General features: G+C 69.4%; 14 protein-coding genes. 4 read left to right on the top strand and 10 right to left on the bottom strand.

Annotated elements, in window-relative coordinates; genetic code table 11:
* Positions 1-224: 224 nt before the first annotated feature.
* Both HNR01_RS23005 and HNR01_RS23000 read right to left on the bottom strand, forming a co-directional pair.
* Entirely contained in the window at positions 225-1,028 is an 804-nt protein-coding gene (locus tag HNR01_RS23005; RefSeq protein ID WP_183670094.1) for a Cof-type HAD-IIB family hydrolase, read from the bottom strand.
* Positions 1,029-1,048: 20 nt separating this feature from the next.
* Positions 1,049-1,591 (bottom strand): gluconokinase, encoded by a 543-nt coding sequence (locus tag HNR01_RS23000; RefSeq protein ID WP_183670092.1) that lies wholly within the window; start codon positions 1,589-1,591, stop codon positions 1,049-1,051.
* 358 nt (positions 1,592-1,949) lie between these two features.
* On the opposite strand from HNR01_RS23000, the gene HNR01_RS22995 reads away from it, so the two are divergent.
* Both HNR01_RS22995 and HNR01_RS22990 read left to right on the top strand, forming a co-directional pair.
* Positions 1,950-3,116: a polysaccharide biosynthesis/export family protein gene (locus HNR01_RS22995; protein ID WP_183670090.1), complete on the top strand. Its 1,167-nt coding sequence runs from the start codon at positions 1,950-1,952 to the stop codon at positions 3,114-3,116.
* Positions 3,117-3,148: 32 nt separating this feature from the next.
* Positions 3,149-3,826, top strand: coding sequence for a phosphorylase (locus HNR01_RS22990; protein ID WP_183670088.1), 678 nt, complete (start codon positions 3,149-3,151; stop codon positions 3,824-3,826).
* Positions 3,827-3,924: 98 nt separating this feature from the next.
* Here the strand turns inward: HNR01_RS22990 and hpnH are convergent, their stop codons facing one another.
* A complete protein-coding gene (gene hpnH, locus HNR01_RS22985) occupies positions 3,925-5,088 on the bottom strand; it encodes an adenosyl-hopene transferase HpnH (RefSeq protein WP_153875460.1) in 1,164 nt (387 codons plus the stop codon).
* Between the two features lie 788 nt (positions 5,089-5,876).
* Here hpnH and HNR01_RS22980 point away from each other — a divergent pair.
* Positions 5,877-8,525 (top strand): MMPL family transporter, encoded by a 2,649-nt coding sequence (locus tag HNR01_RS22980; RefSeq protein ID WP_017486660.1) that lies wholly within the window; start codon positions 5,877-5,879, stop codon positions 8,523-8,525.
* A 16-nt stretch (positions 8,526-8,541) separates the two neighbouring features.
* Here HNR01_RS22980 and HNR01_RS27710 read toward each other — a convergent pair whose 3' ends face one another.
* The 6 genes from HNR01_RS27710 to HNR01_RS22950 form a co-directional block, all read right to left on the bottom strand.
* Positions 8,542-8,805, bottom strand: coding sequence for a hypothetical protein (locus HNR01_RS27710; RefSeq protein WP_246417613.1), 264 nt, complete (start codon positions 8,803-8,805; stop codon positions 8,542-8,544).
* 533 nt (positions 8,806-9,338) lie between these two features.
* Positions 9,339-10,181, bottom strand: a complete 843-nt coding sequence (hpnK, locus tag HNR01_RS22970; protein WP_026105844.1) for a hopanoid biosynthesis-associated protein HpnK — start codon at positions 10,179-10,181, stop codon at positions 9,339-9,341.
* A gap of 125 nt (positions 10,182-10,306) precedes the next feature.
* On the bottom strand, positions 10,307-11,731 hold the full coding sequence (hpnJ, locus tag HNR01_RS22965) for a hopanoid biosynthesis associated radical SAM protein HpnJ (protein ID WP_183670086.1): 1,425 nt from the start codon (positions 11,729-11,731) through the stop codon (positions 10,307-10,309).
* A 52-nt stretch (positions 11,732-11,783) separates the two neighbouring features.
* Entirely contained in the window at positions 11,784-12,980 is a 1,197-nt protein-coding gene (hpnI, locus tag HNR01_RS22960) for a bacteriohopanetetrol glucosamine biosynthesis glycosyltransferase HpnI (RefSeq protein WP_183670084.1), read from the bottom strand.
* Positions 12,981-13,156: 176 nt separating this feature from the next.
* A complete protein-coding gene (locus tag HNR01_RS22955) occupies positions 13,157-13,780 on the bottom strand; it encodes an MlaC/ttg2D family ABC transporter substrate-binding protein (protein ID WP_183670082.1) in 624 nt (207 codons plus the stop codon).
* The gene (locus HNR01_RS22950; RefSeq protein ID WP_183670080.1) at positions 13,771-14,904 is read right to left on the bottom strand and encodes an HpnL family protein; all 1,134 of its coding nucleotides are present in this window, start codon (positions 14,902-14,904) and stop codon (positions 13,771-13,773) included. The genes HNR01_RS22955 and HNR01_RS22950 overlap by 10 nt, the downstream gene beginning before the upstream one ends.
* A gap of 211 nt (positions 14,905-15,115) precedes the next feature.
* Between HNR01_RS22950 and HNR01_RS22945 the strand changes: the two genes are divergently transcribed.
* Positions 15,116-16,309, top strand: a complete 1,194-nt coding sequence (locus HNR01_RS22945; RefSeq protein ID WP_183670079.1) for an amidinotransferase — start codon at positions 15,116-15,118, stop codon at positions 16,307-16,309.
* A gap of 215 nt (positions 16,310-16,524) precedes the next feature.
* On the opposite strand, the gene HNR01_RS22940 is transcribed toward HNR01_RS22945, so the two are convergent.
* Positions 16,525-16,737, bottom strand: coding sequence for a hypothetical protein (locus HNR01_RS22940; RefSeq protein ID WP_183670077.1), 213 nt, complete (start codon positions 16,735-16,737; stop codon positions 16,525-16,527).
* Between the last annotated feature and the right edge of the window lie 58 nt (positions 16,738-16,795).

The following is a 16,795-nucleotide window of genomic DNA, read 5'->3' as shown; positions in this document are numbered from 1 at the left end:
CTCGCTCGGGTCTCCGGCTGACCGGCCGCACGCTCCGATCGGAGGGCGGCGATCGCGGAGCCTCGCGAGGATCGCTCGTTACGGCTCAGTTTGTCTCGCCTCGGTCGGGGCCAAATGAGGCGGGAACGTGGAGCCCGGGGAAATCCCTGAGGATGCCGGAGCGCGCGGACCCGCCCCTGTCGCAGAAGGGGCACAGGTGGCCGCGGCGGCGGCGGGCGCGAACCTCAGGTGTCGCCGAACACGAACCGGTTGATCGCGCGGGCGAATCCGTCCTCGTTGTTGCCCAGCGTCACCCTTGAGGCCGCCCGCTGCACGGCGGGACCGGCGTTGCCCATGGCGATCGACAACCCGCTCTCCCGGAACAGGGCGATGTCGTTGGCCGCGTCTCCCAGCGTGGCGATTCGCTCCCGCGGAAGACCGAGGCGCCGTCTGAGATCGGCGACGAAGCTGCCCTTGTCGATGCCGGGCGGCGTCACGTCGAGGTAGTAGGGCTGCGAGCAATGCACGGCGGCCCGCCCAGCCAGATCCGCCGCGAGCGCCTTCTCCAGTCGCGCGAGCCCGGCATCGTCGCGGCTCACGCCGACGATCTTGGCCGCACGCCCGAGCAGCGGCGACAGATCCGGTACGACCTTCGGCTCGGTCCGCAGGGTGCGGCGTTCGAGGTCGGTGTAGGGGGCCTGGTCGTCGCGCAGGTTCCAGACCCCGTCGGCGAAGACCCAGAGATCGATGCCGCCCGCGTCGAGGCGCGCGGCCGCCTCGCGGGCGACCGCCTCGGGGATCAGCCGCTCCGAAAGCGGCCGGAGATCGGGCGTGCACACGGTGCTGCCGTTGAACGCGCCCATCGGCAGCTTGAGGTCGAGCGCTGCCGCCAGGTGGCGCAGCCCGACCGGCGGCCGGCTGGAGGCCACGGTGAAGCCGATGCCCGCCGCGCCGAGTCGCCGCACCGCCTCGACGGCGGCCGGTGTGAGCTGCTTGTCGTCGGTGACGAGCGTTCCGTCGACGTCGGAGACGACGAGGGCGATATCCATGAGCTCTCCTGTGGGCTCCCCTATCCGCAGACGTCGTCTGCCGGGATGTCGAGCTGCGCCGCGACCGCCGCGACGATGGCGTCGGGGCTCTCCTCGATGCCGACGGTGATCGGGGCCTCGTCCGGTCCCGGCGGTTCGAGGGCGGCGAACTGGCTGTCGAGCAGGGTCGCCGGCATGAAGTGACCGTGGCGCGCCCGGACCCGGCTCTGGATGATGTCCCGGCTCCCCTCCAGGAAGACGAGGCGGACTCGAGCGGTCCCGTCGATCAGGGTCCGACGGTAGGCGCGCTTGAGAGCGGAGCAGGCGATGACGGCATTCTCTCCGGCCGCGAGCCGCCCGTCGATCCAGGTGCGGATGCGTTCGAGCCAGGGCTGACGCGCCGCATCGTCGAGGGGATGGCCGCCGCGCATGCGGGCGATGCTGTCCGCCGTGTGGAAATCGTCCCCGTCGGCGAAGGTCCAGCCGAGCCTCTCGGCCAGCAGCGCGGCCACCGTGCTCTTGCCGGAGCCGGAGACGCCCATCACGACGAGGACGGTCGGGGCGGCGGGACGAGGGTCAGTCATTCGGCCTCATGGCGGTTTCTCGCAGGAGCGATGAGGGGCCGTGCCGGGCGCCTCGACCCATCCACGGACCGGACGGCGACGGCTTGGTGGAGACTGGGCCGAAACCTGGACGAGGCTCGGCCTGGGCTTGACCGGCACTTGGCCGAAACCGGACAGCTAGCGGACGGAGGCCGCAGGACCATCCTCGCAGGGCGGCGTCGCTTCCGGGAGGCGCCGTATGCAGAGCGCGGGACAAGTGTGAGCACCGGGGAAAGACCGACCCGTTCCGTGCTCCCTCGCCCGGTGTGGCGGCCTCGCCACGGACAGCTTGGCCGCTTTCGGCTACCCACCCGATGAGAGAAACCGCCAGGCGATCTGAATGCGCGCTCTAGCCATTGCCCTCCTCGCCGCCACGGCGGTGTCGGGGTGCTCGATCCTGCCGGCGGCGGGGCCGACCACCTCGGCGATCGAGAGCGGCGCCGACATCGCCACCGCCGAGGGCCTGTTCGCCCGCTACGAGATCATCGACGTCACCCCCGCCATCGTCGAGTCCCTGCGGACCCGCCCCCTCGACAGCCTCCTCGTCACCTTCGGCGACAACCGGCCGGCCCTGGAGCCGGTGATCGGCGTCGGCGACTTCGTGGCGGTCCAGGTCTGGGAAGCCGGGGCCGGCGGCCTGTTCTCCGGCCCGCTCGTCGCCGACCGCTTCTCCGCCGGATCCAAGTCCGCCACGATCCCCGAACAGGTGGTCGGGCCCGACGGCGGCATCACCGTCCCCTATGCCGGCCGCATCAAGGTCGTCGGCCGCCGCACCCAGGACGTCCAGGCGCTGATCGAGACCGAGCTCGCCGGCAAGGCGATCCAGCCGCAGGTGCTCGTCTACGTCACCAAACCGGTCTCGCAATCGGCCACCGTCACCGGCGAGGCGGCCATGGGCATGCGCGTGCCGCTCTCGGGCCGCGGCGACCGCCTGCTCGATGTCATCGCCCAGGCCGGCGGCGTGCGCACGCCGGTGGCCGAGACCTTCGTGCGGCTGTCGCGCGGCAACCGCACCGTCACCGTGCCGATGAGCACCGTGGTTGCCAACCCGCGCGAGAACATCTTCGTGCGCCCGAACGACACGCTGACGCTGGTGCGCGATCCGCAGACCTTCCTGGCGGTCGGCGCGCTCGGCTCGACCACCGAGGTGCCGTTCTCGGCCGAAGGGCTGACGCTGTCGCAGGCGCTGGCCCGCGCCGCGGGCCTGCGCGAGGCCCAGGCCGATCCGGAAGGCGTGTTCATCTTCCGCTACGAGCCGGCGGCGGTGGTGCGGCGGCTGCGGCCGAACTCGCCGCTGCTGGCCTCGCCTCAGGTGCCGGTGGTGTACCGGGTGAACCTGCGCGATCCGCAGGGTCTGTTCCTGTCGCAGAGCTTCCGCATGCGCAACCGCGACCTCGTCTACGTGTCGAGCGCGCCGTTCGCGGAGCTGGGCAAGGTTCTGGGCGTGTTCTCGACCGTGACGGCGCCCGTCGCCGCCGGCGCCTCGCTCTACACCGTCACGCGCTGATCCGGCGCGCGGCGCAGTCCGGGGACGCGGCGATGGAAGGCGGCACGGTTCTGGCGGTCATGGGCCTTGCCCGCGAGGCTCGCATCGCCGCAGGGCCGGGTGTCGAGACGATCCAGGCCGGCGGCAACCCCGCCCGGCTGGGCCTCGCCCTCGACGGGCGTTCCTCGCGCAGCCTGCGCGCGGTCGTCAGCTTCGGGATCGCCGGCGGCCTCGATCCCGCCCTGCGGCCGGGGGACGTCGTCGTCGCGACGCATGTCGAGGCCGGGACGCATTATCCGGTCGATCCCGAGATCAGCCGCCGCCTGTCCGCGGCCTTGAGCGGCGTGCCGGGCCGCGTCGCCGCCGGCGGCCTTGCGGGATCCGACGTCGCGGTCATGACCGTTTCCGACAAGGCGGAGCTTCATGCGCGGACCGGCGCCCTGGCGGTCGATATGGAGTCGCACGTGGCCGCCGCCTTCGCCGCCCGTCACGCCCTGCCCTTCGCGGCCATCAGGGTCGTCTGCGATCCCGCGGAACGCGCCCTCCCCGCCTTCGCCGCCGCAGCCCTGACGCCGGAGGGTGAGCCCGACATCCGCGCCGTGCTCGGCGCCCTGCTGCGCGGCCGCGCCCGGCTCGGCGATCTGATTCGACTGGGCCGCGATTCTTCGGCGGCCTTCGCGGTGCTCGCCCGCTGTCGCGCCCGGCTCGGGCCCGGTCTCGGGGTGGCCTAAGCGGCCGCCCGGTCGCTGCGCGGCGTCGATCCCGGAACGAGAAGACCCGCGCGGCCGGAGCCGCGCGGGTCTTCGCATTCAGAGCGTGGAAGCCGGGTTCAGGCGGCGGTGCGCTTGCGGGCTTCCTGCTTGGTGTCGACGCCCGAGGCTTTGATCTCGGACAGCTTCTGGGCGACGTTGCGCGAGAACACGAACTCGGCGGGGCGCTGGTTCTCGAGCGAGATCTCCGGCGCCATGTCGCCCTCCGTCCGGATGCCGCGGATCGCGTGCACCAGCGGCTTCCACGGCTTCTTGACCGAGTCGACCACCGAGGAGGCCTCGTAGCCCGAGTGGACCATGCAGTCGGCGCACTTCTCGTAGTTGCCGGTGCCGTAGGCGTCCCAGTCGGTCTCCTCCATCAGCTCCTTGAAGGTCGCCGCGTAGCCCTCGCCGAGCAGGTAGCAGGGCTTCTGCCAGCCGAACACGGTGCGGGTCGGGTTGCCCCAAGGGGTGCAGTGGTAGGTCTGGTTGCCGGCCAGGAAGTCGAGGAACAGGCCCGACTGCTGGAAGGTCCACTTCTCGCGGCCCTTCTCCTTGCCGTGCCGGAACACGCCGCGGAACAGGTCCTTGGTCGCCTTGCGGTTGAGGAAGTGCTTCTGGTCCGGGGCGCGCTCGTAGGCGTAGCCGGGCGAGACGGTGATGCCGTCGATGCCCATGCGGGTCACCGAGTCGAAGAAGTCGGCGATCTTATCGGCGGACGAGTTGTTGAAGAAGGTGCAGTTGATGGTGACCCGGAAGCCCATCTCCTTGGCCTTGGCGATGGCCGCGACCGCCTTGTCGTAGACGCCGCGCTGGCACACCGACTGGTCGTGCATCTCCTTGTCGCCGTCCAGGTGGATCGACCACGTGAAGTAGGGGCTCGGCTTGTAGTCCTTGATCTTCTTCTCGAGCAGCAGCGCGTTGGTGCAGACGATCGCGAATTTCTTCTGCGCGATGATGCCCTGCACGATCTGCGGCAGATCCTTGTGGAGCAGCGGCTCGCCGCCGGCGATCACGACCACGGGGGCGCCGCACTCGCGCACGGATTCCAGCGCCTCGTCCACCGGCAGGCGCTTGTTCAGGATCTCGTCGGGGTAATCGATCTTTCCGCAGCCGGCACAGGCGAGATTGCAGCGGAACAGCGGCTCCATCATCATGACGAGCGGATAGCGCTTCCGCCCCGTGATGTGCTGCTTGAGGATGTAGCCGCCGATCTTCGCGACGTACCGTATGGGGATTCCCAAGACGCGGCTCCTTAGATGCTGTGGTTCCGGACTTAGCCGGGCTGCTTAGCGTGAGAAGGACAGAAATTCCAGCGCATTAGGCTGGAACCGTTCCGAGAGGGCGCTTGTCAGGCGCGATTTCGAGGGAGTGTGTCGTGCCGGTGTCGCAGCCGGCTGCCGGCCTCTGGGAGGAAGCCGGCGATCGTGCGATCCGGAACGGAATGATCTCCTGATTTCCGCCTTCTGCGGCGGATTTTTGACCTTTTCCCGTACAGGGCAAACCGCAGGGGACGGAACGAGTTCACGATTTCTCGTGCACGGTCCGTGCCGGTTTCCCAGGACTCGTTTGCCCTACGACCCGTTGCCGCCTGGCCTGACCCGTCGTCAGAGCGTCGCCTCGAGACGATATCCGCCGGCACGCTTGTGCGAAGCGATATCCCCGCGCAATCGGGTTGCAGTGCGCAATCGCACGATCGTCGCCGGAGTGGGCCGGTTTGCCGGGGCGCGTTGCATTCCCTCGCCGGGACAAGTAGGTAGCGCGCCAACGACACGGATGATCGGCGTGGAGTCTGTTCGCGTCTCCCCGCGCATCCGGTGTCCGCTGGACAAGGGGCTGCCGACCGACGGCGTCCCATCCGGGTTTCTTGCTCGCGAGGGTCACGTCCCGCGGGTCATGACGAGGATCGATTCGGCGCGTCGCCGCCTGCTGAGGACGCCGCGTCCTGTGTCGCGGGTGAAGGACGGGACAGGACGTCCCGGCCCGTCGTCACGCGGGGACAGGCCGGATCGTTAGGCAGGCAGGGTTTTACGTGATCGAACGTCTCGTCGCGTTTTCCGTCAGGCGCCGCTGGCTGGTACTGGTGGCCGCGGCGCTCCTCACGGTCGCTGGCGCGGGCGCTGCCGCCCACCTGTTCCGCATCAACACCGATGTCGAGCGGCTGATCGAGCCGAGCGTTCCCTGGCGCCAGGACGAGATCGCCTTCGAGAAAGCGTTCCCGCAGCGCACGAACCTCGTCGCCGCCGTCATCGACGGGCAGACGCCGGAGATCGCCGAGGAGGCGGCCGTGCGCTTCGCCGAGGCCCTCAAATCGCACCGCTCCGAGATCGAGACCGTCTACCGGCCCGACGGCGGGCCGTTCTTCGACCGCAACGGCCTCCTGCTGATGTCGCAGGAGGAGCTGGAGCAGACGACCCAGCGCCTGATCGAGCAGCAGGGTCTCCTCGGGCCGCTCGCCGCCGACCCGTCGCTGCGCGGCGTGATGCGGGTGCTCAGTCTCGGCGTGAAGGGCGTGAAGAGCGGCGACGCCAAGCTCGAAGATCTCGCGCAGCCGATGACGCAGATCGACGACACCCTGCGCAAGGTGCTCGACGGCCAGCGCGCGCGCATGTCGTGGCAGACCCTGCTCGCGGGCGGGCGCAGCGAGACCACGGACACGCGCAAGTTCGTGATGATCCAGCCGGTGCTCGACTACAACGCCCTGGAACCGGGCCGCGAGGCGACCAAGCTGATCCGGCGGGTCGCCGCCGAGCAGAACATCGACGCCGCCCACGGTCTGCGCATCCGCTTGACCGGTCCGGTGGCGGTGGCCGACGACGAGTTCGCCACCCTCGCCGACGACGCCTTCCTGAACTACTCGCTGACGACCGCCGCCATCGTCCTGTTCCTGTGGCTGGCCCTGCGCTCCGGTCCGCTCGTCGTGGCGGTGCTGATCACCACCTTCTCGGGCCTCGTCGTCACGGCGGCGCTGGGGCTCCTCATGGTGGGCGAGCTGAACCCGATCTCGGTGGCCTTCGCCGCCCTGTTCGTGGGCCTCGGCATCGATTTCGGCATCCAGTTCGCCGTGCGCTACCGCGCCGACCGGTACGAGCTCGGCAATGTCGAGGCCGCCTTGCGCGGCGCGGCGCGGGGCGTCGGCTGGTCGCTGACCCTGGCGGCGGTCTCGCTGCTCGCCGGCTTCTTCGCGTTCCTGCCGACGAAGTTCCGCGGCGTGTCCGAGCTCGGCCTCATCGCCGGCGTCGGCATGATCGTGGCCTACCTGTTCTCCCTTACCCTGCTTCCGGCCCTGATCGCGGTGTTCAACCCCCGCGGCGAGAAGCGGGCGGTCGAAACGACGTGGATGGCGGGCGTCGATCACTGGATCATCGAGCACCGCAAATGGGTGCTGATCTTCGTCGGCCTGATCACGGTGGCCGGCATCCCGCTGCTGCTGAAGCTGCCGTTCGACTCCAACCCGATGCATCTTCGCAGCCCGAAGGTGGAATCGATCGCGACCTATCTCGACCTGATCAAGGACCCGGCCACCAGCCCCAACTCGATCGACGTGCTGGCTCCGAACGTCGATGCGGTTCCCGAGCTGACCAAGCGCCTAGAGGGGCTCGACGCGGTCGCCAAGGTGATCTCGATCGACACCTTCGTGCCCCGCGATCAGGACCAGAAGCTCGCCACCATCCAGGAGACGGCGCAGCTCCTCGCCCCCGCCCTCAACCCGGCCCGCAAGCCGCCGCCGCCGACGGATGCCGAGAACGTCAAGGCGCTCAAGGACACGGCCGCAGCCCTGAAGACCATCGCCAACGGCGATTCGGCGGGCGCCAAGGCGGCGGATCGCCTGTCGGGCACCCTCGATACCCTCGCCGCCGCCCCGGCGGAGAAGCGCGAGGCGGCCAGCGTCGCGCTCACCACCGACCTGAAGACGCTGATGAGCCGCCTGTCCGGGCTGCTCGATCCGAAGAAGATCACCCTCGACAACCTGCCCAAGCCCCTCAAGGCCGAGTGGGTGACGAGCGACGGCCGTGCCCGCATCGAGGTGCATCCGAAGGGCGATTCGAACAACGACGAGGTGCTGCGCCGCTTCGCCAAGGAGGTGCAGACAATCGATCCGCACGCCACCGGCGCGCCGGTGGCCACGACGGAGTCGAGCTACACCATCCTGGGCGCCTTCGTTCAGGCGGGCCTGACGGCGCTGGCGCTGATCTTCATCCTGCTCTCGGTCGCGCTGCGCAAACCCTGGGACGTGGCGATGACCCTGGGCCCGCTGGTGCTGGCGACGCTGTGGACCCTGATGGCGCTCAAGGTCATCGGCATGCCGCTGAACTTCGCCAACATCATCGCGCTGCCGCTGATGCTGGCGGTGGGCGTGGCCTTCCACATCTACTACGTCATCGCGTGGCGCGCCGGCGTCGTCGACATGCTGGCCTCCAGCCTGACGCGGGCGATCTTCTTCTCGGCGATGACCACCGGAACGGCCTTCGGTTCGCTGATTCTGTCGAGCCATCCGGGCACGGCGAGCATGGGCGAGTTGCTCGCCCTGTCGCTGTTCTTCACGCTGATCGCGGCGTTCTTCGTGGTGCCGGCCTTCCTCGGGCCGCCGCCGAAGCAGCCGGATGCGGATCGCCCCGAGGGCACCGAAGCCGCCCGCCCGCCGGGCGAGGTCGTCCGCGAGCCCGCTGCGGTGAAGTAGCCCCCGCTCCGGGGGCTCAGTCGCCCGCCAATCGGGCCTGGATCGCCTCCAGGATCCAGGCGTCGCGGGTCTTGCCCGCCTTGGCCGCGGCGGCATCGATCTGCAGCGACAGCGCCGGCTTGACCGGCAGGCTGAGGATGAACGCGGTCTCGCCCTGCGTCGGATCGGGGGGATCGTAGACGAGGCTCGTCAGGGTGGAGGCGAAGCGGCGGACCGCCTCGCGCTGGCGATCGAGTGTCAGGCTCCCGTCGCGGGCGACCAGCGGGCAATAGGCGGCCACCGCGTGATCGACGATGACCGCGCGGCACGCCCTCGCTCCTGAGACGCCGGACGGCGGAAGCGAACGCCGTGCCGGCATTCGTGTCGAGTTGCGGCGAAACGATCGCCTGCGTCAGGACGGCATCGGCTTCCGGGTGCGGTGCCGGCGGCGGGCCGCAATCGAGCCCGGCGGACGAGGCGGGGGTGCCGGCCAGGGCGCCGGCCAAGCCCGCCGCGATACCGAGCCCCTTGAGGGTGACGCGTCGTCTCATGGATCTGCGTGCCTCTCGGATGGGGAGCGGCCGGCCTCCGTCCGGTCGATTGCAGGCGGAGTTCGAGCGACGGCTCCCTTCGGAATCGTCTCCCTTCGGAACATGCCCTTCGACGCCTCGCCCGGCGTTGATTTCGATCAGCGTGCGATCCGCAGCCGCATCGGCCCCGGCATGATGGATCGGGTCCGATCGCACCGTCTGCCGGACCGTCTGCGGACGACGCGCGAGGCCGTCATGCAGGTTCTCGCGCGGCTAAGCCGGGGGCATCCCGCCGCGAAGAGGCTCAGGAGAGGAAATCCGAGAATCCGCCCCGCGCCGCCCCGCTCCGGTCGGCGGCCTGCCGCGCCTGCGGTGCGACCAGTGCGTCCCGCTCGGCCGCGTACAGGTAGCCGGGCGCTTCGCCGGGGAAACCGCCCGCTGTCGCAGGATGGGTGTAGAGCTCGGTCAACCCGTCCGGCAGATGGCGCAGCAGGGCGGTGACGCGCTCCGGAGTCATGGCCCCCGACCATGCGAGGCCCAGTGTCCGGGTCGGGATCAGCAGGCCGGCCTGGCGCGCGCGGACGGCGAGGAGGGCGGCCCAGGGGGCGGTGTCGAGGGCGGGCCTGGGCTCGAAGCCGGGCTCGGCGCGGCGCAGCAGGTCGCGCGGCTCGCGCGGGACCCGAAGCGCCCGCATTCCGTACTCACGGCCGATCCGCAGCACCATGCCGGCGATCAGCGGGTGAATGTGAAAGTGCTTGTGGGCGTTGACGTGGTCGAGGGGGAGGCCGGTCGCGCGGAACGCCTCGAACTGGGCTCGGATCTCGGCGGCGAGCTGGCGCCGGGCGCTCGCCTTCAGCGCGAGATCGAGGCCGAGCCGCTCCATGTCGCGCCGCATCAGACCTTGCGCGTCGGTGAGATCCGGCAATTGAGCGGCGGGCAGCGTCGGCCAAGCCTCGACCAGAACGAGGTGCAGCCCAACCCGCAAGGACGGCACGCGACGTGCGCGCTCGACGGCGTCGGCGGCGTCGGGCGCCGAGACCATCAGGCTGGCGGCGGTGAGGATGCCGTCCCGATGCGCCTGCTCGACGGCCTCGTTGACCGCGCGGCTCAGGCCGAAATCGTCGGCGGTGACGACCAGTCGCTTCAAGCTCTGCCCCATGTCTCGGGTGTCGCGAGGGCGAGGCCCCTCGCGGGTCAGGCGCGGAGCCCTGAAACAGGAATGGCCGGGCCCCGGGGCCCGGCCATTCCTGCACTCGATGCCGATGGTCGGCGTTACGCGGCGGCCTTGCGGTCCCGCAGGAAGTGCCAGAACTCGACGCCCTCGCGCAGACGGCGCTTCATCATCTCGGGCGAGCGGACCATCTCGTTGACGATCGAGGCGATCTTCGGGGCGCGGAAGTAGAACTTCCGGTAGAACTCCTCCACCGCGGAGAAGATCTCCGAGTGCGACAGGTGCGGGTAGTGGAGCGGGGCGATCTGCACGCCGTTCTCGTCGACGAGCTCGGCGTTCTCGACGTCGAGCCAGCCGTTCTCCACCGCCTGCTTGTAGAGGAAGGTGCCCGGATAGGGCGCGGCCAGCGAGACCTGGATCGTGTGCGGGTTGATGCGCTTGGCAAACGCGATCGTCTCCTGGATCGTCTCCTTGGTCTCGCCGGGCAGGCCGACGATGAAGGTGCCGTGGATGGCGATGCCGAGGTCGTGGCAGTCCTTGGTGAATTTTTCCGCGACTTCGACGCGCATGCCCTTCTTGATGTTGTTGAGGATCTTCTGGTTGCCGGACTCGTAGCCGACCAGCAGAAGGCGCAGGCCGTTCTCCTTGAGGACTTTAAGGGTCTCGCGGGGCACGTTGGCCTTGGCGTTGCACGACCACGTCACGCCGAGCCTGCCGAGTTCGCGGGCGATCTCTTCGGCGCGGGGCAGGTTGTCGGTGAAGGTGTCGTCGTCGAAGAAGAATTCCTTCGTCTGAGGGAATTCCTTCATGCAGTACTTGATCTCTTCGATCACGTGGGCGACCGAACGGGTGCGGTAGGTATGCCCGCCGACGGTCTGCGGCCACAGGCAGAAGGTGCAGCGGCTCTTGCAGCCGCGGCCGGAATAGAAAGAGATGTAGGGGTGCTTCAGGTACCCGATGAAGTACTTCTCCATCTCGAGATCGCGCTTGTACACGCTCGTGACGAAGGGCAGCTGGTCCATGTCCGTCATGATCTCGCGGTCCTCGTTGTGGACCACGACGCCGTTGGCGTCACGATAGGACAGACCCTTGATCTCCGACATCGGCACGCCCTCGGCGACTTCCTTGACGGTGAAGTCGAACTCGTTGCGGGCGCAGAAATCGATGCAGGGGGCCTGGGCCATGGCGCCGGCGGCGTCCACGGCGACCTTGGCGCCGATCAGGCCGGCGATCAGGCGGGGGTTGGCGGCCTTGAGGGCCTCGACGGTCTTCACGTCGGACTTGAAGGACGGGACCGAGGTGTGGAGCACCACGAGGTCGAAGTCGTTGGCCTGGGCCACGATCTCGTCGAGCTTGATGTTGTGGGGCGGCGCGTCGATCAGCTTCGAGTTCGGCACCAGCGCCGCCGGCTGGGCCAGCCAGGTCGGATACCAGAACGACTTGATCTCGCGCTTGGCCTGGTAGCGCGAGCCGGCGCCGCCGTCGAAGCCGTCGAAGGTGGGGGCCTGCAGGAAGAGCGTGCGCATGGGGTTCAAGGCCTCAAGGCTCGGGACAGTATTCATGTGAGGTTTTGAGAGTTCAGACCGAGGTGGCGCGCGACTCGCGACCGAGGCCGTGCTCCGGAATCAGCGTACCGTCCGCAACCACACGGTAATCGTGACCTTTCCATGTCACCGCACCCGAGACGAAGCTCCAGGTGAAGTTGATGAAGGACAGCATGTCACGAATCGGCAACAGCCAGTAGGCGTGGGGGGCGAGCCCGAAGGCCCGCTCGATGCGAAGGCACAGCAGGATGCGGCAGGCGAGCGCCAGGGCGGCGACGGCCAGCGCGCCGGAGCCGGCACCGGGCATCAGCGCGGCCAGCAGGGCCAGCGGGAAGGCGTGGGTGACGACCGAGCCGGCATAGCCCTTGGGATCGACGTTGCGGATGGTGCGGTTCCAGCGCAGCTCGTGCCGCCACAGGCCGGACAGCTCGGTATCGACGCAGGCATGCCCGATGGTGAGGGCGGGGATCGCCACCGTGCCGCCCTCGGCGCGCAGGGCCTCGCCGATGGCGTAGTCGTCGGCGAGATCGTCCTTGAAGGCGCGGAAGCCGCCGATGCGGGCGAGCGACTCGGCCGTCATCGCGATGGTCGAGCCGAAGCAGGGCCGGGCCAGATCGAAGGTGGTGCCGAGGATGACGTTGGGCACGAACTGCACGTCGATGGCGAGCGCCGCGAGCTGGGCGCAGAGGCCGCGCTCACCCGGCACGCCGTGGTAGAGGCAGGTCACCCCGGCGACGTTCGGCTGCGACAGGGCGGCGACGACGCGCTCCAGATAGTCCGGCTTCACCGACATGTCGCTGTCGGCCAGCACCACGACTTCGTGGGCGATCCGCTCCGACATGTTGATGAGGTTGGAGACCTTGCGGTTCGAGCCGTGTTGGCTCGCATCCACCACGAGGTCGATCCGAAGGCGCGGATGGGCCTCGCGCAGGCGCTGCACCACACTGAGCGCCGGGTCGGCGGCGTTCTGGACGCCGAACACGACCTGCAGCGGGCCGGCGTAAGTCTGGCGGCAGAAGCTCTCGAGGTTCTCGAACAGGTCCGGCTCGAGGCCGCAGAGCGGCTTGAGGATCGTCACGCTCGGCCGCGGCGCGTCCTGTGCCAGAGCGGGTGACGGTCGGGCGGCGAAGCGGCCGACCAGGCAGGCGGCGAGCAGGGCGTAGACGCAACCGGCGAGCGCCATCAGCAGAAGCAGGGGCGCGATCCAGGCCGGCAGCTCGTTCAGGTCCATGGCGCGGCGTTGCTCGCTGCTGTCTGGGGTCGGGGCCGCGGGCGGCGTTCGGGATGGATCGAGGCCCGGATGCCGACCCGACCGGGTCGCGGCCGGCTCCGGGCCTCTTCGTCCTGAGGGACTCGTTGCTGCCGAATCGGGAAGGCGCTTCGGCAGGAGGGATCGCTTCTAAGCCCCTACTCTCGGGGCGAGACTTTGGCGGCGAGCATTCCGTCGGTGCGGTCGCGCATGAATTTCAACAGGCCGTCGGCACCACCCTTGAGTGGATCGGCGAAGCTCGCCCGCATTGAGGCGACCTCGCTGACATTGCCGTTGAGCAGGACGTCCTGCACCCGGTTGCTCGCGTTGACGACGTAATCGACATCCGATTCGTCGCCGTCCTTGTTCGAGACGCGGGTGGAGACGACGCGGTTGGGGCCGCGCTCCTCGCTCTGCGGCTTGATGTCGAACTTGCCGCCCGCCGCCTGCGAGAGGCGGTTGGCGTAGAGCGTGACGAAGTACCGACCGAAGGTTTCCGTCAGCGCCTCCTGCTGCTCGGGCTTGAAGGTCTTCCACTTCGGGCCGACGGCGGTGCGCACCATGGCCGGCGTGTCGAAGGTCGCGGCGAGGGTGTCGCCGACGATCGCCAGCCGGCTCTTGAGGTCGCCCGCGCCGTTCTTCAGCGCTTCCTCGAACTTGGCGTAGAGCCGCCGGATCGGCTCGACCGCCGGATCCTCGGCGGCGCGGACGATCTGCGGCGTTCCCGAGGCGGCGACCGTGGCGAGCGCTGCGGCGAGGAGGGTGCGGCGGTTCAGGCGCACTTCTGGAGCGCTCCAGCTTCGTTGTCGGAGGAGAGGGGGGCCGAGGGGCGGGACGCGGGAAAGCCGTAGGCCGGAGCGCGCGGGGCGGGCCCGAGGCGGCGGCCGAGCCGGGCCCGGATCGCGCCGAGTCCCTCGCGCACCGCCTCGGCGCCGTCGGGCTCGGGAGAGGCCGAAGCCTTCCGCTCCATCAGGTTCCAAAGGGCGAGGCTCGGCAGGCCGACGGCGAGGTCGGCGACGCGCTTGACCAGCGACAGGGCGAGCGCGGCCTCAGCAGGGATGCCGAACAGGGCGCCGAGCGCGATCAGGCCGCCCTCCTGGGCGCCGATGGCGCCGGGCACGACGAAGGCGGCGCCGCGCACGGCCTGGGCGAGGCTCTCGATCACCAGGGCGTCGAGGAAGCTGATCGAGTAGCCCATGGCGTTGAGGGCGACCCACACCTCGACCGTGCCGGCGACCCAGCCGGCGAGATGGATCAGCAGCGCCGCGCCGACGCGGGCCCGGTTGCCGTAGAGCCGGCGCAGGTTCTCGTACAGCACGTCGATCGCGCCGAGCGCCCGCCACTCGCGGCCGGCGGCGAAGCGGCTGAGCGCCGCCTCGATCAGACGGTGACCGCTGCGGCGCTGGATGACGTAGAAGGCGGCGAGCGCCGGAATGGCGATCAGCACGCCGCCCGAGACCGTGCGGACCAGCGGCCCGTCGCCGGTGATCTGCATCAGGAGGAGGAGCCCGACGACGGTGAAGACGAGCTGCGTCACCGCCTGGGTCATCAGGTCGACGAACATGCTGGCGCCGGCCATGCCGCCCGGCGTGCCGCGGCGGGTGAGCAGGCGCGCGCCGATGAGGTCGCCGCCGACCTGCGCCACCGGCAGCAGCGTGTTGATGCCCTCGCGCACGAAGCGCAGCGAGATGCAGTCGCGCAGGGTCGGCCCGGCGCCCCGGGGGAACACCGCGTGCCAGCCGAGGCCGGCCCACGCGACCGCCGCGAAGCGGGCGAGCACGACGGCGAGCGTCCCCCAGCCCGCGCTCACGACCGCGGCCGTGACATCGGACACGCCGGAGGACAGGAACAGCGCGAGCGCCGTGCCCAATCCAACGATCGATGCCAGTGTTGTGAGACGCTTCATCAGCCTCTTTCGAATGATCGCGAAGGCTTGTGTTGTCGAAATCCCACCCGAAGCGACCATCGAAGCTTAGCCGGTGGCGGGAAGCGTACCGGCAGGTTGCAGCTTTGCCCTGCCGTGTCTATCACCCGATTGACACACCGGGGAGCAAAGCGGCGCCCGCGGTGGACGCTGGCGACGATTGTCGCGCGATGCCGCTTCTAGGGAGCCTCAAATGGATCGCGAGCCGCAGATCACGGCGGATTCCGCCCTGATCGACGACGCCTCGGCGAACGGATTTTCGCAGGGCTACGAGAGCCGCCACGAGGTGGAAGGCCGTTCGCCCGCCCCCCACAGCCCGGTGATGGCCTGGAACGAGTGGGATCCGCTGGAGGAGGTGATCGTCGGCTCCCTCGATGGCGCCACGATCCCGACCCATCACCTGACCGTGATCTTCAACCTGCCGCGGGCAGCCCAGCCGTTCTATCGCTTCGCGTCCGGCTGGAAGTATCCGAAGTTCATGAAGAAGCTCGCCCAGGCCGAGCTCGACAACTTCATCTCGATCCTGGCCGGCGAAGGCGTGAAGGTCCGCCGCCCCGATTCGGTCGACTTCTCGAAGAAGTTCAAGGCACCGCGCTGGACCTCGCGCGGCTTCTGCGTCGCCTGCCCGCGCGACCCGTACCTCGTGATCGGCGACGAGATCATCGAGAGCCCGATGTGCTGGCGCTCGCGCTACTTCGAGGGCGACGCCTACCGCTCGCTGTTCAAGGAATATTTCCGCGCCGGCGCGCGGTGGACCTCCGCGCCGCGCCCGCAGCTCACCGACGACCTCTACAACTACGACTATCGGGTGCCGAACCTGAAGGCCGGCGAGCCGATGCAGTTCACGGTCAACGAGTTCGAGCCGGTCTTCGACGCCGCCGACTTCGTGCGCTGCGGCCGCGACCTGTTCGTGACCCGCTCGAACGTGACGAACCTGATGGGCATCGAGTGGCTGCGCCGCCACCTCGGCCCCGGCTTCCGCATCCACGAGATCGAGAGCCGCTGCCCGCAGCCGATGCACATCGATTCGTCGTTCATGCCGCTCGCGCCGGGCAAGGTGCTGGTCAACCCCGACTACATCGACGTCGAGAAGCTCCCGGCGGTGCTCAAGAAGTGGGACGTGCTGATCGCCCCGCGCCCCGACCCCGTCTCGGGCTTCATGAGTAAGATCTCGATGTGCTCGCCGTGGACCTCGATCAACGTGCTCGCCATCGATGAGAAGAAGATCGTCGTCGATGCCAGCCAGCCGACCCTGATCAAGGCCCTGAAGGATTGGGGCTTCGATCCGATCCCGGCGCCGTTCCTGTCCTACGGCCCGTTCGGCGGCTCGTTCCACTGCGCCACCCTCGACGTGCGCCGCCGCGGCGTGCTGAAGTCGTATTTCTGAGGGGCGGCCTCGCCCGCGGGGCGAGGCCCTTCACCGATCCGGAGCCTGCCGCGAACGCCTCGCGGCAGGCTTTTTTCTGCCCGGCCACGATCGCTCCTGTGAGGACGGAGACGGCCATCCAGGCCGTCATCGCGCGGCGAGGCCGAAGTCATCCCGTTGCTCAGCCGTTCAGAGCAAGGCGCTGAAACGCAAGCCTTTCTCGCGCCGGAGACGCGTCACTCGGCGGCGAACCGCTGCGGCACCCGCGTCGCCCGCCGATAGGTCGTCCCGGCGAGCAGCAGCGCGCCGCCGTATTGCAGGAACCCGTTCTCGGCGAGGCCGTCCGGCGCCAGATGGGCCTGGAGCGCGAGGCGGGTCAGCGCATTGAGCGCGATCACCCCGAGGCAGAAAACGGCGGATGCGAGCGCGGCGGCGACGAAATCGGGCATGGTGGCCTCCCGGTCGGGGCCGCCCAAGCTTAGCAAGGGCCGAGCCAGCCGGAAGGCC

The sequence above is a fragment of the Methylorubrum rhodesianum genome (assembly GCF_014199985.1).
Classification (GTDB): Bacteria; Pseudomonadota; Alphaproteobacteria; order Rhizobiales; family Beijerinckiaceae; genus Methylobacterium; species Methylobacterium rhodesianum.
The sequence above is the reverse complement of the archived record's forward strand: the minus strand, read 5'-3'. Positions and strand labels throughout refer to the sequence as shown.

Excerpts from the sequence above, each read along its gene's own strand:
- HNR01_RS22950 (WP_183670080.1), bottom strand. The coding sequence starts at position 14,904 with ATGAAGCGTCTCACAACACTGGCATCGATCGTTGGATTGGGCACGGCG.
- HNR01_RS22995 (WP_183670090.1), top strand. The coding sequence starts at position 1,950 with ATGCGCGCTCTAGCCATTGCCCTCCTCGCCGCCACGGCGGTGTCGGGG.
- HNR01_RS22945 (WP_183670079.1), top strand. The coding sequence starts at position 15,116 with ATGGATCGCGAGCCGCAGATCACGGCGGATTCCGCCCTGATCGACGAC.
- HNR01_RS23000 (WP_183670092.1), bottom strand. The coding sequence starts at position 1,591 with ATGACTGACCCTCGTCCCGCCGCCCCGACCGTCCTCGTCGTGATGGGC.
- hpnJ (WP_183670086.1), bottom strand. The coding sequence starts at position 11,731 with ATGCGCACGCTCTTCCTGCAGGCCCCCACCTTCGACGGCTTCGACGGC.
- hpnI (WP_183670084.1), bottom strand. The coding sequence starts at position 12,980 with ATGGACCTGAACGAGCTGCCGGCCTGGATCGCGCCCCTGCTTCTGCTG.
- HNR01_RS23005 (WP_183670094.1), bottom strand. The coding sequence starts at position 1,028 with ATGGATATCGCCCTCGTCGTCTCCGACGTCGACGGAACGCTCGTCACC.
- HNR01_RS22990 (WP_183670088.1), top strand. The coding sequence starts at position 3,149 with ATGGAAGGCGGCACGGTTCTGGCGGTCATGGGCCTTGCCCGCGAGGCT.
- HNR01_RS22940 (WP_183670077.1), bottom strand. The coding sequence starts at position 16,737 with ATGCCCGATTTCGTCGCCGCCGCGCTCGCATCCGCCGTTTTCTGCCTC.